This window comes from Nonomuraea sp. C10 (assembly GCF_008017515.1).
GTDB lineage: Bacteria > Actinomycetota > Actinomycetes > Streptosporangiales > Streptosporangiaceae > Nonomuraea > Nonomuraea ferruginea.
On record NZ_VPFF01000003.1, the window covers coordinates 349,407 to 371,443 of the forward strand.

The 22,037-nt window shown below is 70.0% G+C and carries 17 protein-coding genes; 12 read left to right on the forward strand and 5 right to left on the reverse strand.

What is annotated here, in order from left to right; translation table 11 throughout:
- Positions 1 to 9: 9 nt before the first annotated feature.
- The 7 genes from FR742_RS33095 to FR742_RS33125 all read left to right on the forward strand — a co-directional run bounded on the left by FR742_RS33095 (position 10) and on the right by FR742_RS33125 (position 9,337).
- The gene (locus tag FR742_RS33095) at positions 10 to 1,029 is read left to right on the forward strand and encodes a 3-oxoacyl-ACP synthase III family protein (protein WP_148035251.1); all 1,020 of its coding nucleotides are present in this window, start codon (positions 10 to 12) and stop codon (positions 1,027 to 1,029) included.
- Positions 1,026 to 2,810, forward strand: coding sequence for an AMP-binding protein (locus FR742_RS33100; protein ID WP_187281480.1), 1,785 nt, complete (start codon positions 1,026 to 1,028; stop codon positions 2,808 to 2,810). Before FR742_RS33095 ends, FR742_RS33100 begins: the two co-directional genes overlap by 4 nt.
- Positions 2,807 to 3,775 carry an NAD-dependent epimerase/dehydratase family protein gene (locus FR742_RS33105; protein ID WP_148035253.1) on the forward strand — a complete coding sequence of 323 codons (969 nt, stop codon included), beginning with the start codon at positions 2,807 to 2,809 and terminating at the stop codon, positions 3,773 to 3,775. Before FR742_RS33100 ends, FR742_RS33105 begins: the two co-directional genes overlap by 4 nt.
- Positions 3,772 to 4,683: an alpha/beta fold hydrolase gene (locus tag FR742_RS33110; RefSeq protein ID WP_148035254.1), complete on the forward strand. Its 912-nt coding sequence runs from the start codon at positions 3,772 to 3,774 to the stop codon at positions 4,681 to 4,683. Before FR742_RS33105 ends, FR742_RS33110 begins: the two co-directional genes overlap by 4 nt.
- 108 nt (positions 4,684 to 4,791) lie before the next feature.
- Positions 4,792 to 6,090, forward strand: a complete 1,299-nt coding sequence (locus FR742_RS33115; protein WP_148035255.1) for a family 43 glycosylhydrolase — start codon at positions 4,792 to 4,794, stop codon at positions 6,088 to 6,090.
- 226 nt (positions 6,091 to 6,316) lie between these two features.
- Positions 6,317 to 7,705 (forward strand): glycoside hydrolase family 43 protein, encoded by a 1,389-nt coding sequence (locus tag FR742_RS33120; RefSeq protein ID WP_148035256.1) that lies wholly within the window; start codon positions 6,317 to 6,319, stop codon positions 7,703 to 7,705.
- A 12-nt stretch (positions 7,706 to 7,717) separates the two neighbouring features.
- Positions 7,718 to 9,337 (forward strand): ricin-type beta-trefoil lectin domain protein, encoded by a 1,620-nt coding sequence (locus FR742_RS33125; RefSeq protein ID WP_187281481.1) that lies wholly within the window; start codon positions 7,718 to 7,720, stop codon positions 9,335 to 9,337.
- Positions 9,338 to 9,390: 53 nt separating this feature from the next.
- Here FR742_RS33125 and FR742_RS33130 read toward each other — a convergent pair whose 3' ends face one another.
- Together FR742_RS33130 and FR742_RS33135 are read right to left on the reverse strand one after the other, a co-directional pair.
- Complete coding sequence (locus FR742_RS33130; RefSeq protein ID WP_148035258.1) at positions 9,391 to 10,713, reverse strand: PHB depolymerase family esterase; 1,323 nt, start codon at positions 10,711 to 10,713, stop codon at positions 9,391 to 9,393.
- A gap of 11 nt (positions 10,714 to 10,724) precedes the next feature.
- On the reverse strand, positions 10,725 to 12,122 hold the full coding sequence (locus FR742_RS33135; RefSeq protein WP_261808927.1) for an endo-1,4-beta-xylanase: 1,398 nt from the start codon (positions 12,120 to 12,122) through the stop codon (positions 10,725 to 10,727).
- A gap of 734 nt (positions 12,123 to 12,856) precedes the next feature.
- On the opposite strand from FR742_RS33135, the gene FR742_RS33140 reads away from it, so the two are divergent.
- Positions 12,857 to 13,525 (forward strand): hypothetical protein, encoded by a 669-nt coding sequence (locus FR742_RS33140; RefSeq protein ID WP_148035260.1) that lies wholly within the window; start codon positions 12,857 to 12,859, stop codon positions 13,523 to 13,525.
- Positions 13,526 to 13,603: 78 nt separating this feature from the next.
- Here FR742_RS33140 and FR742_RS33145 read toward each other — a convergent pair whose 3' ends face one another.
- Complete coding sequence (locus tag FR742_RS33145; RefSeq protein WP_148035261.1) at positions 13,604 to 13,957, reverse strand: hypothetical protein; 354 nt, start codon at positions 13,955 to 13,957, stop codon at positions 13,604 to 13,606.
- Between the two features lie 335 nt (positions 13,958 to 14,292).
- Between FR742_RS33145 and FR742_RS33150 the strand changes: the two genes are divergently transcribed.
- Complete coding sequence (locus FR742_RS33150) at positions 14,293 to 15,378, forward strand: PP2C family protein-serine/threonine phosphatase (protein WP_148035262.1); 1,086 nt, start codon at positions 14,293 to 14,295, stop codon at positions 15,376 to 15,378.
- A gap of 94 nt (positions 15,379 to 15,472) precedes the next feature.
- A complete protein-coding gene (locus FR742_RS33155) occupies positions 15,473 to 15,922 on the forward strand; it encodes a rhodanese-like domain-containing protein (protein ID WP_261808928.1) in 450 nt (149 codons plus the stop codon).
- A 72-nt stretch (positions 15,923 to 15,994) separates the two neighbouring features.
- Here the strand turns inward: FR742_RS33155 and FR742_RS33160 are convergent, their stop codons facing one another.
- Positions 15,995 to 17,353, reverse strand: a complete 1,359-nt coding sequence (locus FR742_RS33160) for an AbfB domain-containing protein (protein ID WP_148035264.1) — start codon at positions 17,351 to 17,353, stop codon at positions 15,995 to 15,997.
- 30 nt (positions 17,354 to 17,383) lie between these two features.
- A complete protein-coding gene (locus FR742_RS33165; protein WP_148035265.1) occupies positions 17,384 to 18,829 on the reverse strand; it encodes an RICIN domain-containing protein in 1,446 nt (481 codons plus the stop codon).
- 363 nt (positions 18,830 to 19,192) lie between these two features.
- Here FR742_RS33165 and FR742_RS33170 point away from each other — a divergent pair, with 363 nt between their 5' ends.
- Together FR742_RS33170 and FR742_RS33175 are read left to right on the forward strand one after the other, a co-directional pair.
- Positions 19,193 to 20,500, forward strand: a complete 1,308-nt coding sequence (locus FR742_RS33170; RefSeq protein WP_222709220.1) for an RICIN domain-containing protein — start codon at positions 19,193 to 19,195, stop codon at positions 20,498 to 20,500.
- 98 nt (positions 20,501 to 20,598) lie between these two features.
- Positions 20,599 to 22,026, forward strand: coding sequence for an RICIN domain-containing protein (locus FR742_RS33175; RefSeq protein ID WP_222709221.1), 1,428 nt, complete (start codon positions 20,599 to 20,601; stop codon positions 22,024 to 22,026).
- Positions 22,027 to 22,037: the final 11 nt, after the last annotated feature.

The window sequence follows — 22,037 nt, forward strand, 5'->3', positions numbered from 1 at the left end:
GAGACCGCCATGGCTTCCGTGCACGCCCGGGTGGCCGGTGTGGCCGCCCACCTGCCCGAGACCACGATGACCACCGCGGAGGTGGAGGACCGGCTCGCCGCCCGCAACCCGGGGCTGGTCCTGCCCCGGGGAGTGATCCACAACGGCAGCGGCGTCCGCCGCAGGCACGTCGCCCCGCCAGGGGAGAAACCGTCGGACCTGGCCGCGCACGCCGCCCGCGCGCTGCTGGACGAGCAGGACCTGCACGCCCGCGACCTCGACCTGCTCGTCTACGCGGGGGTGACCATCGACCTCGTCGAGCCCGCGACCGCGCACGTCGTGGCGGCGAAGCTGGGCGCCGGCTGCCCGGTGTTCGACGTGCGCAACGCCTGCAACAGCGTGCTGAACGCGATCCAGGTGGCGGAGGCGCTGATCGTCACCGGCCGGCACCGGCGGGTTCTGATCTGCTGCGGCGAGTTGCCGACCGCGTTCATGCCGTGGACGCTCTCCGGCGCCGACGAGTTCATGACGGTCGCCGCCGCCTACACGGTGTCGGACGCCGGGGCCGCGCTGCTGCTGGAGGCCGCGGCGGAGCCGGGGGTGCTCGGTCACCGGTTCGCCGCCCAGTCCCACGGGTGGGACGCCGCCACCGTGGCGCTGCGGAACCTGACGTCCGACCCGGCGACCGACTGGCCGGTCATCCGCCCGCTCACCGTCGACGCCATCGGACTGATACGCGGCATCGAGGCGACCGACCACGCCGTCTTCTCCGATCCGCTCGCCGCCCTCAGCCTCACCTGGGACGACTTCGCCGTCGTGTGCGTGCACCAGGCGTCGCTGCCCGCGCTGTGGAAGTTCTGCGCCCACGTCGGGATCCCGCCGGAGAAGGTCGTGGTCACCATCGCCCAGCACGGCAACCTGGTGGCGGCGACGATACCGGTCCAGCTCGCCCAGGCGGTCGCCGCCGGACGGGTGCGGCGCGGCGACCTGGTGGCGTTCGTCGGCCTGGCGAGCGGGTTCAGCGCCGGCACCGTCGTGGTGCGGTGGTGACCCCGGTGCCGGTGAGCGAGCTGGTCACCCGGGCCGAACGCTGGGCCGCCGACCGGCCGGACACCCTCGCCTGCCAGGTCGGCGGGCGGGCGCCGCGCTCGGCCAGCTACGGGGAGATGGCGCGATCGGTGGAGGAGACGGCGGCCGCGCTGGCGCTCGGCGGGGTGCGGCCCGGCATGCGGACGGTGCTGCTGGTGCGTCCGGGCGTGGAGCTCGGCGTGCTGGTGCTCTCGCTGCTGCGGCTGGGGGCGGTGCCGGTCATGGTCGATCCGGGACTGCCGTACGCGGCCGTCCGGCGGTGCCTGGAGCGGGCCGCGCCGGAGGCGTTCATCGGGGTGCCGCTCGCCCAGGCGGCCCGGCTGGCCCTGGGCTGGGCCCGGCGCACCAGCCGCGTCGTCATCACGGTCGGACACCGCCACTCCTGGCCGGGCCCGACCCTCGCCACCCTACGAACCGCCGCCCGCGACCTGACACGGGACTCGCGAGCCGCCGCGCCCGGACCGACCCCGGACCCGCATACACCGGACCTGCGAGCTGCCGACCCCGGACCGACCCCGGACCCGCATACACCAGATCTGCGAGTCACCGACGCCGGACCGACCCCGGACCCGCGAGCCGCCGCCCGTGGCTCGATGCCGGGGCTGCCTGCGCCGGGGGCCGGTGATCTGGCGCTGATCGCGTACACCTCCGGTTCGACGGGGCCGCCGAAGGGGGTGCCGTTGCGGCACCGGCACCTGACGGCGCAGCTCGACCTGCTGGCCGGGCTGGAGCTCATCCGGGCCGGCGCGCCCGTGCTGTCGACGTTCATCCCTTTCGCGCTGGGGGCGGCGGCGCTGGGCGCGACCGCCGTGCTGCCGGATCTGGACCCGCGGCGCCCGCTGCGGTTCGATCCCGCGGCGCTGGCCGCGGACATCCGCCGGTACCGGGTGTCCACCCTGTTCGCCGCGCCCGCCCTGCTGGACCGGCTGGCCCGGCACTGCGTGGCCCGCGGCCTGGTGCTGGACTCGCTGGAGACGGTGGCGGTCGCCGGGGCGCCGCTGCCGCTGCCGACGCTGGACCGCGTCCGCGCCTGCGTCCCCGGCGCGGCCCGGGTGCTGTCGGTGTACGGGGCGACCGAGTGCCTGCCGGTGGCCGCGATCGAGGGCGCCGAACTGGTCGCGGCGCACGCCGCGCACCGGGGGGCCGGGACATGCCTGGGCCCGCCCATGCCCGGGGTCGAGGTCCGCGTCATCGGCGTCACCGACGGGCCGATCGACCGGTGGGACGAGGACCTGAAGGTGCCGCCCGGCACCGTCGGGGAGTTCGTCGTCTCCTCCCCCGCCGTCAGCGATCCCTACCTGGACGACCCGGGGGCCACCGCCCTGGCCAGGATCCCGGACGGCGACCGGGTCTGGCACCGCATGGGCGACCTGGGGCACCTGGACGAGCACGGCCGGCTGTGGTTCGCGGGCCGCAAGTCCGAACGCGTCCGCGCCCTCGGCGGCGACCTCTACACCGACCACGTCGAAACACTCCTGGCCGGCGTCCCGGGAACGCGCCGCGTCGCCCTGGTGGGCGCCGGCCCACGCCCCGTCCTCGTGGTGGAGCCCGAGCCCGGCTTCCGGCGCGACCTCGTACGGACCGGGATCCTCGCGGAGGCCGCGCGGCACCCGCGCACGGCGGGCCTGCGCGAGGTGCTGTTCCACCGCCGCTTCCCGGTGGACGCCCGGCACAACAGCAAGATCCGCCGGGACGTGCTCGCCGCCTGGGCGGCCCGGCGGTCGCGCGGAGGCCGCCGGTGAACGTCCTGGTCACCGGGGGCGGCGGGTTCCTCGGCCGCGCCGTGTGCCGCCGCCTGGTCGCGCGCGGCGACACCGTGCGCGCGCTGCACCGCCGCCCGCGTCTCGAACTGGACGCGCTGGGCGTCACCCAGTACCTGGCCGACATCCGCGACCCGGCGGCCGTCCGCGCCGCCGTCGACGGGTGCGAGGCCGTGGTCCACTGCGCCGCCAAGGCCGGGGCGCACGGCGCGTCCCGCGACTTCGCCGAGGTCAACGTGCACGGGACGCGCAACGTGGTGGACGCCTGCGCGGGAGCCGGGGCCCGGCTGGTCCACGTGTCGTCGCCGAGCGTCGTCCACAACGGGCGCGACCTCGACGGCGTGGACGAGTCCGTCCCGTACGCCACCCGGTTCACCGCGCCCTACCCGCGCACCAAGGCGGCGGCCGAACGGCTCGTGCTGGCCGGGCCCGCGCCGTCCGTCGCGCTGCGCCCCCACCTCATCTGGGGGCCGGGCGACCCGCACTTCCTGCCCCGGTTCGTGGCGAACCGGCACCGGCTGTGGCTGCTGGGCAGGGCGGACAAGACCATCGACACCGTCTACGTCGACAACGCGGCCGACGCCTGCGTGCTGGCCCTCGACCGGCTGCGCCCCGGGTCGCCGCTGTGCGGGCGGGCGTACTTCATCACCCAGGGCGAGCCGTGCGGTTTCGGCGTCTGGGTGAACGCGCTGCTCGCGGCGGCCGGGCAGCCTCCGGTGCGGCGGCGGCTGCCCGCCGGACCGGCGATGGCCGCGGCCGGGATGCTGGAACGCCTGGCCGCGCAGGGCGGCTGGGAGCCGCCCCTGACCCGGTTCCTGGTGGAGCAGGCGTCCACGGCGCACTGGTTCGACATCTCCGCGGCCCGCCGCGACCTCGGCTACCGGCCACGCGTGAGCATGGCCGAAGGGCTCGCCCGCCTGACCGCCCACCTCTCGGAGTCCCCGTGACACGTTTCCCCGGCTACCCGTTCGCCTCCCGCTGGCACGCCCACCCCGGCGGGCTGCGCCAGCACTACGTGGACGAGGGGACGGGTGCCCCGGTGCTGTTCGTGCACGGCAACCCGTCCTGGAGCTATCTGTGGCGGCGGCCGATCCTGGCCCTGCGTGACCGGTTCCGCTGCGTCGCTCCGGACCACATCGGCATGGGGCTGTCCGACAAGCCGGCCGCCCGGGAGTACGACCACACCTTCGCCTCGCGCGTCGACGACCTCGACGCGCTGGTCGGACACCTGATCGCCCACCGGGGCGCCCCCGAGCGGGGCTGGACGCTCGTCATGCACGACTGGGGCGGGCCGATCGGCATGGCGTGGGCCTGCCGCCACCCCGGGCGCGTCGCCCGGCTCGTCGTCCTCAACACGGCGGCCTTCCCCAGCCCGCACGGCGAGCGGGTCCGCCTTCCACTGCGGGTGCCGCTGTGGGTGCTGCGCCGCACCCGGCTCGGCGCGCGGCTGTTCCTGCGGCACAACCTGTTCGCCCGCGGCGCGACCTGGCGTCCGCTCGGCGTGCGCCGCCGCATGCCCGCCGACGTGCGCGCCGCCTTCCTCGCCCCGTACGACCGGCCCGAGCACCGGGTGGCCGTCCAGCGGTTCGTGCACGACATCCCGCTGCGGCCGGGCGACCGGGCGTGGCCTCTCCTCGAAGGCACCGGACGGCGGCTCGACCGGTTCGCCGGGCTGCCGGCCTTCGTCGGCTGGGGGCTGCGCGACCCGGTCTTCGACCCCGCCATGCTGGCCGAGTGGCGGCGCCGCCTGCCCCACGCCCGGGTCGAGGTCTGCCGGCGAGCCGGCCACTACCTCCTGGAGGACGCCCACGAGCGGTTCGTCCCCGCCATCCGCGCCTTCCTGACCGAGACATAGCGCGACGGGAGGCCGAGTCTGTCCGAGTGCGTCCGAACCCCTGTCGGACACCTCGGCCGGAGGACTTCACTGGGGACCTGAACTGATTACGGATGATCGGAGGTCCTCATGCGGCTCCTCGGCCGGCTCTTCCTGGCGTTCACCGCGGCCACAGTCTGTCTGCCCACGGCCGGCGCGGCGGCGGCCACCGTGGCCCCGGCGCCCGTGATCCGCGCCGACTTCCCCGATCCGGACGTCATCCAGGTCGGCTCCACCTTCTACGCCTACTCCACCAGCAGCCGACCCGGCCGCATCCCGGTCGCCAGCGCCCCGTCCGCCACCGGCCCGTGGACCGTGCGCGGGGACGCGCTGCCGGCCAAGCCGTCCTGGGCGGGCGACGGCGGGTTCTGGGCGCCCGACGTCTCCCGTCGCCCCGACGGCCGTTACCTGATGTACTTCACCGGCCCGAGCACCGCCACCGGGCGCATGTGCGTCGGCGCCGCGACCTCGGCGAACCCGCTCGGCCCCTTCCAGCCGGCCGGCGGCTCGCCGCTCGTCTGCGACGCGGACGAGGGCGGCGACATCGACCCGTCCAGCTTCGTCGACACCGACGGCAAGCGGTATCTGCTCTACAAGAACGACGGCAACGCCGTCGGCCGGCCCACCATCCTGTGGCTGCAGCAGGTCGCGGCCGACGGCGTCACCTTCGTCGGCGGCCGCACCGAGCTCATCCGGAACGACAGGCCCGAGGAGGCCGGCGTCATCGAGGCGCCCGTGCTCGTCAAGCGGCCATCCCAGTACGTGCTCTTCTACTCGGGCGGCTCCTACACCGGCAACAGCTACTTCACCGGCTACGCCGTGTCCCCGTCGCTCACCGGGCGCTACACCAAGGCGTACCGGCCGCTGATGACGACCGCCACCTTCGACGGAGCCGTACAGGGACCCGGCGGGACCGACGTGCTCGGCGACCGCGCCTTCTTCCACGGCTGGGTGGGCGATGCCCGCCACCTGTACACGGCGGCGCTGGGCTGGGCCGGCGACTATCCGGTCGTGCGCGGCAGCCGCGTACGGTACGAGGCCGAGCGCGGCACGCTCAACCGTGCCACCGTCCGCACCGGCGCGGCCGGGGCGTCCCAGGGAGCCGTCGTGGCCAAGATCGACCATGCGGACAGCTGGGTCGACGTCCGGGTGTTCGCGCCGGTCGCCGGGGCCTACACCGCGCACGTCGCCTACGCGGCCGGCTACGGCGACGCGCAGCACCTGGTGACGGTCAACGGGACCACGCGGTTCACCCTGGACTACCCCGACCGCGGCTGGGACAACTGGACGCAGGTCCGGGCCCCGCTCACGCTGAACGCCGGCTGGAACACCCTGCGCCTGCAGCACCGGACGCGCTGGGCGGAGCTGGACCACGTCGAGATCGCCTGATCCACGGGCCGACCGCACCGTCACGTGAAATTTTCACGTGACGGTGCGGCGCCGTGATCTCTTCTCGGCAGGAACCGCAGGCCGGGAAGCATCCAGGCGACGACGCCCACGCGGCGGGGATCGTCTCCGTTGACGCCCGCCGGACCATCGGATGTACTCCGCGACGACGCACCCCACGATTTGATGTTAGCGCTAACACTCCACGAAGCCGCCCCGAAAGGACCCCATGAGACCCGCGCGATCACGCCGCCTGGCCTGGATCATGAGCGTGCTCTGCATCATGTCCCTGCTGCCCGCGACACCGGCCATGGCCGACAACCCCATCGTCCAGACGATCTACACCGCCGACCCCGCGCCGCTCGTCCACAACGGCCGCGTCTACCTCTACACCGGCCACGACGAGGACGGCTCCACGTACTTCACGATGCGCGACTGGCGCGTCTACTCCTCGACCGACATGGCCAACTGGACCGACCACGGCTCGCCCATGAGCCTGGCCACCTTCGCCTGGGCCGACGCCAACGCCTGGGCCGGCCACGTCGCCTACCGCAACGGCAAGTTCTACTGGTACGTCCCCGTACGGAACCGGAGGACCGGCGGCATGGCCATCGGCGTCGCGGTCGGCGACAGCCCGACCGGGCCGTTCCGTGACGCGCTGGGCCGCCCGCTGGTCGAGAACAACGAGATCGACCCCAACGTCCTCATCGACGACGACGGCCAGGCCTACCTGTACTGGGGCAACCCCCGGCTCGCGTACGTACGCCTGAACAGCGACATGATCTCCTACTCCGGCGGGATCACCTACATCCCGCTGACCGGCGCTGGATTCGGCACGCGCAGCGGCAACCCCAGCCGTCCCACGCTCTACGAAGAGGGGCCCTGGGTCTACAAGCGCAACGGCCTCTACTACAACGTGTTCGCCGCGGAATGCTGCTCGGAGTTCATCGCCTACTCGACGGCCCCCAGCGCCACCGGGCCGTGGACGTACCGGGGGACGATCATGCCCCGGCAGGGCAGCAGCTTCACCAACCACGCCGGGATCATCGACTACGCCGGAGGATCGTACTTCTTCTACCACAACGGCGCCCTGCCAGGCGGCGGCGGTTTCACCAGGTCAGTGGCCGTGGAGAAGTTCACCTACAACGCCGACGGCAGCATCCCGACGATCAACATGACCACCGCCGGTCCGCCTCAGGTCGGCACCCTCAACCCGTTCGTCCGGCAGGAGGCCGAGACCGTCGCCTGGGCGTCCGGGGTGGAGACCGAACCGTCCGGCGAGGGCGGCATGAACGTCGGCTACATCGAGAACGGCGACTACCTCAAGGTCAAGGGCGTCGCCTTCGGCAACGGGGCCACCGCTTTCACCGCCCGCGTCGCCTCGGCCACCAGCGGCGGCCGGATCGAGCTGCGGCTCGGCAGCGCCACCGGCACCCTCGTGGGCACCTGCGCCGTCAACGGCACCGGCGGCTGGCAGAACTGGACCACGGTCACCTGCCCGGTGTCCGGCGCGACCGGCACCCGTGACCTCTACCTGCGTTTCGCGGGCGGCGGCGGCTACCTGTTCAACGTCAACTGGTGGCAGTTCACCGGCAGTTCCCTCCCTTCGACCCCCTGAGGAGCGATCTCCATGTACGGGAAACGAACCCGCGCGCTGCTGACCGCAGTGGCCCTGGTCGTGGCGCTCACCCCCGCCACCCAGGCGCAGGCGCTGGAGAACGGCGTGGGCCGCACCCCGCCGATGGGGTGGAACACCTGGAACACCTTCGGCTGCAACATCAACGAGACGCTGATCCGCCAGACCGCCGACGCGATGGTCTCCTCCGGCATGCGCGACCTCGGATATCAGTACGTCGTCGTCGACGACTGCTGGTTCGACCCGGCCCGCGACTCCGCCGGAAACCTGCGGGCCAACCCGTCGAGATTCCCGAGCGGCATGAAGGCGCTCGGCGACTACCTGCACGCCCGGGGCCTGAAGTTCGGCCTCTACCAGGCACCCCTGGACCGCACCTGCGCCCAGTACTTCGGCGCCTACCCGGGCGCCACCGGCAGCCTGAACCACGAGGTCCAGGACGCCCAGCAGTTCGCCGCCTGGGGCGTCGACTATCTCAAGTACGACTGGTGCTCCCCCACCGGCACCATCGACGACCAGGTCCGCACCTTCGCGAAGATGCGCGACGCCCTGGCGGCCACCGGCCGGCCGATCCTCTACAGCATCAACCCCAACAGCATCCACGAGAAGACCGGCCCGCAGCGGAACTGGGGTGACGTCGCCAACATCTGGCGTACGACCGAGGACATCACCAACGTGTGGAACTCCGGTCAGACCAACGGCTACCCGATGGGCATCCAGAACATCGTCAATGTCAACGCGCCCCTGTCGGGCTACGCCAAGCCGGGACAGTTCAACGACCCCGACATGATGGTGGTCGGCCGGGGCGGCATGACGGACACGGAGATGCGCAGCCACTTCGCCCTCTGGGCGATCATGGCCGCACCGCTGATCGCGGGCAACGACATGCGGAACATGGACTCCGCGACCGCCACGATCATGAAGAACCAGAACCTGATCGCCATCAACCAGGACCCGCTCGGCCTCCAGGCGACCCAGATCAGCAACGACGGCACCCGCCGCGTCCTGGCCAAACGGCTGAGCAACGGCGACGTCGCGGTCGCGCTGTTCAACCAGGGCGGCGGCACGACGACGATCAGCACCACCACCTCGGCGATCGGCCTGTCCGGCAACTCCTTCAGCATGCGTGAGGCCTGGACGAACGCCGTCACCTCGACGACCGGGGCCATCTCGGCGAGCGTGCCGTCCCACGGCACCGTCGTGTTCCGGGTCAGCGGCGGGACACCCAACCCCGTGTCCCGGATCCAGGGCGTGGGGTCGGGCAGATGCCTCGACGTCACCGGAGCCTCCCAGGCCAACGGGACCCGGGTGGCGATCTGGGACTGCCATGGTCAGGTCAACCAGCAGTGGACCTCCACGGCAGCCGGCGAACTGCGGGTCTACGGGAACAAGTGCCTCGACGTGAACAACAACGGCACCGCCGACGGCACCAGCGTGATCATCTGGGACTGCAACGGCCAGAACAACCAGAAGTGGCGCGTCAACACCGACGGAAGCATCACCGCGCTCGGTGCGAACAAGTGCCTGGACGTGCCGGGCAACGCCACCGCCAACGGCGTCTACCTGCAGATCTGGACGTGCAGCGGCGCGGCCAACCAACGGTGGACCCGCCTCTGAGCCATGACCCGGGTCTGGGCGATCCACAAGAGACCGCCCAGACCCGGGGTGCGTCACGCGGCGCCCAGGCTCCACCGCTGGTTGGCGCCGCCGTGGCACGAGTAGAGCTGGAGGCGGGCGCCGTTGCCCGTCCCGGCGGCGTCCAGGCACAGCCCCGACTGCACGCCGACGATCGACCCGTCAGCGTTGACGCGCCACTTCTGGTTGGCGCCGCCCCAGCAGGAGTAGAGCTGGACGCCGGCTCCGTTGCCCGTCCCGGCGGCGTCGAGGCATTTGCCGCCGAGACCCCGCAGTTCCTGGGACGAGGTGAGGGCCCACCGCTGGTTGGCGCCGCCGTGGCAGTCCCAGAGCTGGAGCCGCGTGCCGTCGGCGGTGCTCGAGTTCGGCACGTCCACGCAGCGCCCGGAGGCGACGCCCCTGATCTGGCCGTCGCCGCCAGGGGTCGGCGTCGGCGTGGGGCCGGCGCCGTCGAGGCCGAAGAACCGGATCGCGTGCACGGCCATCCCGGGATGCGGCAGATTGTGCCCCGCTCCGCTGATGGTGTAGGCCTCGACCTGGCCGGTCCCGAAGACTCTGCGCGTCCACCCTGATTGCGGGTTCGTGGTCGAGGTGGGCGTCCGGCTCACCCCGTGCACGTCGGTCCACTGGTCGACCTCCTTCTGCAACATGCTGAAGTTCAGCACGTCGTCCGCGGTGCCGTGCCAGGCCATCAGCCGGGGCCGGGGACCGGTGTAACCGGGGTAGGCGCCGCGGACCAGGTCGCCCCACTGCTGCGGAGTCCGGTCGCCGCAACCGGGCGGTCCGAGACAGCCGAAGGGCACACCGGCGAAGGGAGCGCCGGCCTTGAACACATCGGGATAGGTGGCGAGCAGGTTGACGGTCTCCATCGCCCCGGAGGAGAAGCCGGTGGCGAACACCTTCTCGGGGTCACCATTGTGGCGCTGCACGACGTAGTTCACCATCGACACGATCGACACGGGGTCGCTGCCGCCGCCGTGCCGGAGTGCTTCGTCCGACCACACGTCGAAGCAGTTCGACAGGCCGTTGGCGCTCTTGTTGGCCTGCGGGTAGATGACGACGAAGCCGTGCCGGTCGGCCAGGGACGCGAACTCCGTCTGCTGGTGGAAGTCGGTCGCCCGGCCGTTGCAGCCGTGCATCGCCACCAGGATGCCGGGACGCGCGGCCACGTTGTCAGGGACGTAGAGGTGCATCTGGATGTTGCCGGGGTTCGCCCCGAAGTCGCCGATCCTGGTCAGCGTCGCCGCACTCGCCTGGGGCGCCATGGCGACGCAACCGGCCAGGACGGTGATCACCGCCGTGACCACGGCGGCGATCACCGTCCCTGACCCGATCGGCACCTGCTGGTGCCGTCTCATGATCTGACCTCCTAGCCCCGGTTCCAGGACCACTTCTGGTTGTCGCCGCCCCAGCAGGAGTAGATCTGGAGCTGGGTCCCGTTACCGGTGCCGTTGTTCACGGCGTCGAGGCACAGATTCGACTGGACTCCGACGATGGAGCCGTCCGAGTTGACGCGCCACTTCTGGTTGTTGCCGCCCCAGCAGGAGTAGATCTGCACCCTGGCGCCGTTGCCGCTGCCGGCGGCGTCCAGGCACTTGTTGCCGTAGACGCGGATCTCCTGCGCGGACGTGTAGGACCACTGCTGGTTGGAGTTGGAGTGGCAGTCCCACAGCTGGAGCTGCGTGCCGTCGGCCGTCGAGGCGTTCGGCACGTCCACACACCGCCCGGACGCCACACCCCGGATCTGTCCCACGGTGCCGGGGGTCTGCGTGGGCGTCGTGGTCGGGTCCGGGTCGGGGTCCGGGTCCGCGTTGTTGAGCGCGTTCAGGACGGAGTTGTACGCGGCCTTCTTGTTGCCGTTGCCGTCGAAGAGCAGCGCGCTGGCGCCGGAGCCGAGCCAGGAGTCGGTGTCGCGGACGCCCCAGACCGTGACGCCGGTGCAGCGCGGCACCGCCAGGCAGTCGTTGACGACGTTGGCGTACGTGGTGGCCGAGCCGCCCTGGATGTCCAGCTCGGTGATCTGCACGTCGACGCCCAGGGCGGCGAAGCTCTGGATGGTCGTGCGGTAGTTGCTGTTGTAGGGGCTGTTGCTGTTGAAGTGCGACTGCAGGCCGACGCAGTGGATCGGTACGCCACGCTGCTTGAAGTCGCGGACCATGTTGTAGACGCCCTGCGTCTTGGCCCAGCTCCAGTTGTCGATGTTGTAGTCGTTGTAGCAGAGCTTGGCGGACGGGTCGGCGGCCGCCGCGGTGCGGAAGGCCACCTCGATCCAGTCGTTGCCGGTCCGCTGGAGGTTGGAGTCGCGCCGGCCACCGGAGTTGCCGTCGGCGTAGGCCTCGTTGACGACGTCCCAGGCGTAGATCTTGCCCCGGTAGTGCCCCATCACGCCGTTGATGTGGTCGATCATCGCCTGGCGGAGGTTGCCGCCGGAGAGCGACTGCATCCAGCCCGGCTGCTGGTTGTGCCAGGCGAGGGTGTGGCCGCGTACCCGCTTGCCGTTCTGCACCGCCCAGTTGTAGATCCGGTCGCCGGCGCTGAAGTTGAACTGCCCCCGGTTGGGTTCCGTGGCGTCGATCTTCATCTCGTTCTCGGCGGTGATCATGTCGAACTCGCGGTTCGCGATCGTCGTGTACTGCTGGTCGCCCAGCTTGCCCGCGGCGATGGCCGTGCCGAAGTACCGGCCGCTCTGCTGGGCGGCGGCGGCGAGCGTGCTCTCCGCCGCGTCCGCGGGAACCGACACCATCAGCGCCGCGCCGACGATTCCCACGGCGCCGACGGCGCCCACGATGCCGCGGAGGACACCGAAACGTTTGTACGCGGATGAAGGTAAAGCCTTCAAGCCCATGCCTGACTCCATACTGAAGTTACGGAACGAGGGATGTGCGGGAACCCCGGCGGACGACGCCGCACCCCAGGCCGGAGGCGCACACCACGATGGCGTCATGACCGGCGGCCCTGGCCGATCACCACATCAGGCAGGACCGACCGCCTCGGAGATCAGTGTGGGAACGTAACCGAAACATGTCAACGTTTCAACGAAAATTTCGGAACGCCCGACTCGGGGTGGATGCCTGACCGCGGATGCCATGGAGCCACGGACACCAGGAGCGATATCGTACGAGCACCCCGCGACGGCGGAGATGAAACTTTCACCCATCCCCGCAACTTACGGACCCGCAGACCTGCCCCGACACCCACCGGACACGTCGCGCACCAGACCACCACCCCTTGACGACACCCGGCGCGTTGTATTTACTCGCCGCCATCACCACCGGAAGACGCCGGAGTGCGAAGGAGGACCGCACCGCGTAATGTGAGCGCTAACAAAGCCTGGGCGGCACCACACGCCCAGACCATTCGGCGCCCGCCGGTCAGCCTTTCTCATGGAAGGCAGACCGGCCGGGCGAATTCGCGGCCTGACCCGAAGCCGACAGCTCAGATGTGGCACTCTGGGGTCCACCGGACTTCGAAGGAACATCTGACGGCGATGGGAATGCTCGGATGAGCCAGACTCGACAAGATGGCGACCAGGCAGACCCTTCAGGCCACTACTACGGCGATCCCGGTCAGCAGCCATCGAGAAAATGGACCAAGGAGACAGTCCTCGCGGTCCTGTCGTTAGCCCTCGCGGTGACCGTCCTGTTCTTCGGTGACGGGTGGTTCCGCGGCGAGGACGACCCACCGCCGGCGGCCGCGACCGCCAGCCCCTCGACTCACCCCTCCAGCACGGCCCCGAGCAGCTCGGCTCCGACGCCGAGCCAGACCCCGTCACCAGAACCGTCGGCAGCGCCTTCCGTCCGGTACACCGGAGTCGTGCGCCTGGGCGCCGGCGTCGACCTCGACCAGCTCCCGCCGACCATTCGCACATCCGACGAGAACGCGGACATCACTGAATCCTCGTCCTGGTTCGTGCCTTCGATCAAAGCGCACGAACAGTCCCTCGCCCCGTGGAGCGAATCCACCGCACCCACCCGGCAGCAGTGCGTCGAGGCACTTTCGACCCAGGGCACGACGGAATGGGGCGAGTCAGGCAAGGAAGAGGTGGAGACCGGAGCGATCTTCTGCCTGCGGACCTCCGAAGGGCGCATCGCGGCGATGAAGATGAAGGACGGCTCGTACCACAACATGCGGGCGACCGTGAAGGTCTGGGACCCGGCCGACTCGCTCTAGCCGCGGTCCGCTCTGGGGCCGGGTTCGCCCCGCCGTACGGCTCCCGGGGCCCGGCGGAGGGGCCGGCGGGTCAGTAGATCAGTCACGCGGGCTCTTCCGTACGAGGGAGCGGACATAGGCCGTGATCGGACGGGTGAGCTCGCGGTACGGCGAGTCCAGGACCTTCAGCGGGACGTTGATGCTCGAGGTGTCCCACCGCCTCAGCAGGTCCTGGGCGTCCTCGCGGTCGTTGGCCACCGTGACCGCCTCCACGTGGTCGGCCCGGAGCGCACGGGCGTAGCCCAGGGCGCGCATGGTCGCCGCGTCCATCCGGGGAACCACGACCATGGTGAAGACCCGCGCGGGGGCGACGGACTCCTCGACGCCGGACTCCCGTACCCCGCGCAGGTTCATCGTGGTGAGCACGGCGACGAGACCCACGGCCAGGCTCACCCGGTGTTCGCGCAGGCCGGGGACCGCGGAGATGATGCAGCAGGATCTCCTGGGTGGCCTAGGCCACGGACGACAGCGGATCGGACGCGAAGATCGGCAGCGCCAGCCTCTTGGGCAGCCGCAAAGCCGATCACGGGGAGGGCCTAGGCGTCGTCACCGAATGTCATCGCGACGTCACGATGGGGATGAAAGCCTTTCCCAAGACCTGTCCATCTACCTTTTGGCACCCGTATCGGAACATGTAGACAGAAACTGTGAGATATGGGGGAAACCCGCGTCTTCGGGGGCGCCTCTCACTGCCACGGAATCACGCGCTGGCGGTGATTCCGCTGGCCATGATCGTGGTCATCACGGTCGCCGACCTGCTGTCACCCAGCGACATCCACTTCGGAGCTCTGCTGGTGGCGGCCCCGGCGATCACGGCCTCCTTCGCCGGAGCGTGGTTCACGGGCGTGATCGGGCTTCTCGCGATCACGGGCGAGATCATGATCGGCGTCCATCACAACCGCCTGGGCACCGAGAACATGCAGGCGGAGCTCATCGCCATGATCGCGGTATCGGCGTTCGTGGTGGTCTTCTGCCTCATCCGGGACCGCGAGCGGCGGGTCCTGGTGCAGGTGCGCTCGGTGGCCGAAGCCGCGCAGCGGGCGCTGCTGCGGCCACTGCCGGAATCGCTGGGCACGCTCCGGCTGGCCTCCGTCTACCTGGCCGCCGCGGCGGAGGCCCGGGTCGGCGGGGATCTGTACGGTGCCGTACGCACCGTGAACGCCACCCGCCTGATCATCGGCGACGCCCGGGGCAAGGGCCTCACCGCCATCTCCGACGCCGCCGCTCTCGTCAGCGCCTTCCGCGAAGCCGCCCGCCGGGGCCTGTCCCTGCCGGAGCTCGTCGCCGACCTTGAGGACAGCGCCGGGTTCAATCCGTACGATTTCGCCGGGGAATGGCCGGCAAGCGAGGAGACCTTCGTGACCGCGGTCGCCCTCGACATACCAGACGACGAACCGGTGCTCACCCTGGTGAACTGCGGCCACCCGCCGCCGCTGCTGGTGCACGCCGGGGAGGTCACACCGCTGCAGTGCGAGAACCCGGCGCCACCGCTTGGTCTGGGGGACCTGTGCGACCACGGGTACGCCGTCTGCTCGTTCCCGTTCGACGAGGGCGATCTCCTGCTGCTCTACACCGACGGCGTCACCGAGGCGCGCGACGCCGCCGGCGTCTTCTATCCGCTGGCCGACCGGATCGGCGCCTGGACGCAGGAAGCCCCGGAAGGGCTGTTGAAACGGGTGTGCGACGACCTCCTCAGCTATACCGGCGGACGTCTCGGCGACGACGCCGCCATGATCGCGATACGCCGCATGCCGGTCGCGGACAGCGGCGGCGCGTACGGACCGGCCGCCACGAGCGGCGCGCGCGCGTTCTGAGGCCCCGCGCGGGTAACCTTGTTGATCGTCAAGGTGGCGGGTCCGACTCCCGTCCGTTCGCGCCGACCAAGGAGCTTCGATAGACATCGACGAGGTGCTGGCTCAGGCCCGCACGGGGCTGCGCCGCCTGAGCCCACCCCAGGCATGGTCGGCGGCGGGCCGGACCGACAGTTTCATCGTCGACACCCGGCCCGCTTTCCAGCGCTGTGCGGGAGAGGTCCCGGGCGCCATCGTCATTGAGCGCAACCAGCTGGAGTGGCGGCTGGACCCCCGGTGCGAGGCACGCATTCCCGAGGCCGAACACGCCCGCATCCAGTGGATCGTCCTGTGCGACGAGGGATACTCCTCCAGCCTCGCCGCCCGTTCGCTCCAGGACCTCGGCCTCCACCGCAGCACCGACGTGATCGGCGGCTTCCAGGCATGGCACGCCGTGGGGATGCCGATCGTCCTCCGCGAGCCGCCGACGCCTCCCCGGCGCCCGGGCGAAGGCCCGTCGGCCATGGAGACGGCCGCCGCCGAGAAGGCCCTGCCACAAGGCGCCTGACAGATCCTCAACGGATCCCCACCGGCGCTGACCGAGGGCCGGACTCCCCGGCGGGACTCCGGCCCTCTGGTCTCACCCGGTGACGCGGAAGGTGGCGTCGGCCCGAGCGGTCGTGGTGCTGACCGGGTCGATCCGGAGCAGGTAGTCGGCGTGCCGCAGGTAGCGGTCCGGGAAGTTGTACGACTGGAACGACGCCGCCGACGAGTCGGCCAGCCCGCTCACCCGCCGGAACGTCGCATCAGCCCGGAACGTGGCGCTGCCGTCGTTCCGCGCCAGCACGAGGTCGTAGTCGTAGTGCCGCAGGTAGTAGCCGGGCAGGTTCGCCGCCTCGAACGACACGTACGCGCCGCCCGTGTCGGCCAGCCCCGGCACCATCCGCCACTGCGCGTCCGCCGCCGGGCTCACGTTCGGGTCGATCCGTACGTCGTAGTCGGCATGCCGTACGTACCGGTCCGGGAAGTTGTACGACTGCAGCCGATTCGCGGCGATGGTCGGGGTGCCGACCCCGGCGCTCGTCTGCGTCACCCGGCGGATCGTGCCGTCGGCGTTGTAGGACAGGTACTCGAGCGCGATCGACCGCTTGTAGTTGCCACCGCCGGCGCGGGCGTTGCGGTGGTAGGCGATGTACCACTGGCCGTTGTACTCGGCCATCGAATGGTGGTTGGTGTTGACGTTGACGCCTTCGAGGATGACGCCCCGGTAGGTGAACGGGCCCAGCGGGCTGCTCGCCGTGGCGTAGGCGATCTGACCCGGCCAGCCCGTGGAGTACGAGTAGTAGTAGACGCCGTTCCTCTTGTGCATGAAGCCGGCCTCGGCGAAGCCGCTGCCGCCGCTGATCGTCACGTTCTGGATGGCGCCCGTGGTGGAGATCATGTCCGCGTTCAGGCGGACCACCTTCGGCGCGCGGGCGCCGCCGAAGTACAGGTACGCCTGCCCGTTGTCGTCGACGAACACCGCCGGGTCGATGGGCTCCTCACCGGTGTTGGCGTCCCGCCCCTTCTCGATCAGCGGGGTGCCGCGGGGGTCGCTGAACCCGCCGGTGGGCGACGTGCTCCTGGCCACGCCGATCCTGGTCCGGTCGGTCGGCAGGTACAGGTAGTAGTACCCGTTGCGCTGGGTCGCCGAGGGCGCCCACGCGTACCGCGTCGCCCACCCGAACCCGCCGACCGAGAACGGCGCGCCGTGGTCGGTCCAGGTCACCAGGTCGGCCGACGAGTACACCCGCCAGGCGTTCGAGTCCCAGTACGTGCCGCTGTTGCTCTCGTCGTCCGTGGTGTAGACGTACACGCGGTTGTTGTAGACGTGCATCGACGCATCGGCGGCGAACCGGTTCACGATCGGGTTCGACGCCTGGGCAGGCGCGGCGGGTCCGGCGACCAACGTGGCCGCCACCAGTGAACACACCGCGAGCAGGCGCGCGAGTCTTCTCATGGCATGGCTTCCTCGTGGAGCTGGCGGTGATCAGGATTGGGTACGGGACCACTGCTGGTTGGAGCCGCTGCCGCACGCGTACTGCTGGATGTCCGCGCCGTCAGCCGTGGACGCGTTGACGACGTCCAGGCACTTGCCGCTGTGACGGGCCCTGAGCTGGAAGTAGCCGCCGGTGGCCACCCACTGCCACTGCTGGTTGGAGCCGCCGCCACAGGTGTACTGGATGACGTTGGCCCCGTCGGCGGTCGAAGCGCCGGCCACGTCCAGGCACTTGCCGCTGTTCTGGTTGACCAGCCGGTGGTAGCCGCCGCCGATGTCCTGGAACTGCCATTTCTGGTTCCCGCCGCCGTTCCACGGATACTGCTTCACCTCGGCGTTGTTCGCCGTCGACGAGCTGACGACGTCCATCACCTTTCCGCTGCCGCGCCCGGTGATCCGGTAGTACGGGGAGGTGCCGCCGCCGGAGACGACGCCGGTGGCGGCGTCGATGGTGATCTGGGGATACCAGGTCAGGCTCATGCTGGTGGCGGACGGGAACGTGATCGGCAGCCAGACGTACTGGGAATCGTTCACCGGCCCGCCCCAGGCCCCCGCCCAGCGATCCCCCATGTACAGGTAGCTGGTGGTCGACGAGCCCTGGATCGGCAGCACGTACGTCGGCTGGGAGCTGAACGTCGTGCCGTCGCCGACGTTGGTCCACCCGGTCCATGGACCGGAGATGCTCGACGCGGTCGCGTATCGCGCCTGGTTCGGACTCCACCCGGTCGCCCCTGAGGTCAGCAGGAAATAGACGCTTCCTCGTTTGAACATGGCCGGGGCTTCCCGGTGGGCGTCGTTCCAGAAATTGCCCACCAGCGTGCTGACGTTCAGATAGTCCGTCGTGAGCCGGTAGATGTGCAGGTCGTAGTTCTCGTCCGCGGCCGAGATCATGTAGGCGGTGCCGTTGTCGTTGAAGAGCGTGATGTCCCTCGACATGTGCCCGAGCGGACGGAAGCTGCCGTGGTAGGTGTACGCGCCGTCCACGGTGGCGGAGGAGGCGACGGCGGCGCGGGCCTCGCTGTAGTCGGTGCCGTTCTCCTTGTGCATCCACATGACGAATCTGCCGGTGGAGCTGTTGTAGATGACCTTCGGCCGCTCGATGTTCGCGACGTTGAGCTCGGGGTGTGACGACTGGGTGAGGACGTCGTTGCGGAACTCCCAGTTCCGCAGGTCCGTGGACCTGTAGACCGAGACCGCCCGGAAGGTGTTGTCGGGATTGCGGTTCTCCCCGAACCAGTAGTAATAGCCGCCTTCCCGCAGCACGCCGCCGCCATGGGCGTGCAGCGCGTTGCCGCTGGTGTCCAGGAACTGGGTGCCGTTGGTGATGGTCACCGGAGCCGCGCCGGCCGGGGCCGCGGTCGCGGCATGGCCGACGACGGCACCGGCGAGCAGGAGGATGGCCGCGAGCGAGCGGCGTAAGCTCACGAGTCGGTTCATGCTGATCACTTCCCTCTGTTCCGGCGGTTGGCGTGGCGACCGGGTGTTCCACGGGGGCACGATGTTTGCGTTAACATCACCACCGGCCCGAGGGTCACATGCATGTTTACGGTGTGTTTTCCCACATGGAAAAGGCTGACAGCCCGGTTGTCAATACCTCGCCTCGAGACGATTCCGCCTGCGGTCAACCGTCCACGAATGAACGGGGTATTGACCGGCTCGAAATGAGCGAACACACTGATGTAACGCCGACGTAACGACCGCACCCCCGCACACGCTTGGCGCACCGACCACCATTCGACGCCTTCGTGAATGAATCAGCATTATGTTAGCGCTAACAAATCATGGTGAGGGAATTCATCCGTGAACAGACGACTGAAGGTCAGACGCTGGTTGGCCCGGCTCGGCCTCGTGGCGCTCACCGCCGCCGCCGGGGCGTCGGTCGCCTCACCCGCACAAGCCGCGCCCGGCTACGTCTACACCACGTTCAAGGGAGACGCCGCCGCCGACCAGGAGCTCTGGGTCTACTCATCGGCCAACGGCACGAACTTCGGCGTGCTGGCCGACACGAACTACCGCGGTCCGTCCGGCGTGCTGCGCGACCCCAGCATCATCCAGCACAACGGGCTCTACTACATCGCCCACACCGTCGAGTCGTGGACCACGAACTCCACCCACTTCAACATCGCCTCCAGCCCCGACCTGGTCAACTGGACCCACGTGACCAGCGTCGACTCCGGCGTCGCCAACACGCGCTTCACCTGGGCGCCCGAGTTCTACGTCGAGGGCGGCACCGTCCGGATCATCGTGAGCATCGCCCAGACGACGTGCTCCAACTGTTTTCGTCCGTACATCTTCACCGCCCAGAACGCGTCGCTCACCTCCTGGAGCGGACCCGCGCAGATGGGCGGTCTCGGCTACAACTACATCGACACGTACGTGGTGAAGTCCGGTAGCACCTACCACGCCTTCACCAAGAACGAGACCTCCAAGTACATCGAGCACTGGACCAGCACGAGCCTCACCAGCGGGTGGAGCAACCAAGGCCAGTTGTGGAGCTCGGGCTACGAGGGACCGGCCGTGTTGCGGATGAGCGACGGCTCCTGGCGCATCTGGATCGACAAGTACACCAACGGCGGCATCTGGACGGCCACCAGCTCGGACCTGAACTCCTGGTCGGGCCTGAGCCAGATCACCTGCCCCGGTTGCCGCCACGGCACGATCCTGCCGGTGGCCGACGTGCCCGCCCCCGCACCGGCCTACCGCGTGACCAACCGCAACAGCGGCAAGGTGATGGACGTCGTGTCGGCCTCCACCGCGAACAACGCCGAGATCAAACAGTGGACCTGGAACGGCGGCGGCAACCAGAAATGGGAGTTCCAGGACGCCGGCGGCGGCTACTTCCGCGTCGTCAACCAGAACAGCGGCAAGTGCCTGGACGTGGCCGGCGCTTCGACCGCCGACGGGGCCAACGTCATCCAGTACACCTGCGGCGGCGGCACCAACCAGCAATGGCAGTGGCAGGCCACCGGGAGCTACTTCCGGATCGTCGCACGGCACAGCGGCAAGTGCCTCGACGTCGTCGGCTCCGGCACCGGCGACGGCGCCGACATCCAGCAGTACGCCTGCGGCAGCGGCACCAACCAGCAGTGGAGCCGCACCCAGGTCTGAAAACTTCAGGTCTAGTGATTGGGCATCCCATGAGACTGATCAGCTGCTTATCCTCGGGAAACACCCGGTCGTCACGCCGGTCGCTGATCGCCCTCGTGGTGACGGCGCTCACCGCGGCGGCGAGCCTCGTCGTCACCGCGTCGCCGGCCGCTGCCGCCACCAGCCAGTTCAGGGGCATGAACTGGGCCGTGCTGGGCGACAACTTCAGCACCGGCACGCTCGTCCTGCACGGCCTGAGCCAGTCCGACAGCAACGCGACAGTACGGGCGAAAGCCAACGCCCTCTACGACGACATGGCCTCCACCATGGGCGTCAACACCGTCCGGCTGCCCATCAACACCCACACCGTGGCCAACACGACCTGGTGGAACGCCTACCGCGGCGCCATCGACGCCGCCACTGCCCGCGGATTCAAGGTCATCCTCGCGTACTGGGAGGACGGCGCCGCCTCCGGCGGCAGAATCACCGACCTCGCCGCGTGGAACACGATGTGGTCCAGCGTGACCAACACGTACGGCTCGAACGGCAACGTCTACTTCGAGCCGATGAACGAGCCGCACGGCTACACCTCGGCGGAGTGGCGCGACGTCGCGGCGAACTGGCTCGGCTACCACACCTCGGCGGTGCCCGGCCGGGTGCTCATCGGCGGCACCGGCTACAGCCAGGACCTGCGGGACGTCTGCAACGACAGCCGCTTCAACGCGACGCTGCTGTCCTTCCACCACTACGCCTTCTTCTACAGCGCGATGACCTACGACGCCTTCCGCGGCCACATCCAGACGCGTCTGGGCAACTGCGCCTCCCGCGCGGTCGCGACCGAGTTCGGCGCGCCGATGGCCACCGGCCTCGACTACGGCGACGCGAACAGCACCGACAACTTCGTGCGCCACATCCGCGCCATGGCCCAGGTCATGCGGGACAACCAGATGGGCGGCACCTACTGGCCCGCCCTCGGCGGCAAACCGACCGGAACAAGCGGCTACGACCACTACTCGATGTACGGCCTGACCGGCAGCGGCACCGATCTCGGCCTGACCGTCCGCAACCCCTCCGGCGCCGACCGGATCCGGTACGCCTGGGGCGACGCCGTCGGCCCCACTCCCCCGCCGACGTACTACCGGATCGACGTGCGCCACAGCGGCAAGGCCATGGACGTCCAGCAGCCGAACACCGACAACGGCGCGCGCGTCGGCCAGTACACGTACGGCGGCAACGCCTGGCAGCAGTGGCAGTTCCAGGACGCCGGCAGCGGCTACTGGCGCGTCATCAGCCGCCACAGCGCAAAATGCCTCGACGTGGTGAGCGCGTCGACCGCCGACGGCGCCGAACTCATCCAGTACACCTGTGGCACCGGCACCAACCAGCAGTTCCAGATGGTCGCCAACGGCAGCTACTTCCAGCTCCGGGCACGACACAGCGGCAAATGCGTGGACGTACCGGCCGCGTCGACCGCGGACGGCGTGATCCTCAAGCAGTATCCGTGCAACACCGGCACCAACCAGCAGTGGTCACGCACCACCGTCTGACGATCGCTCGA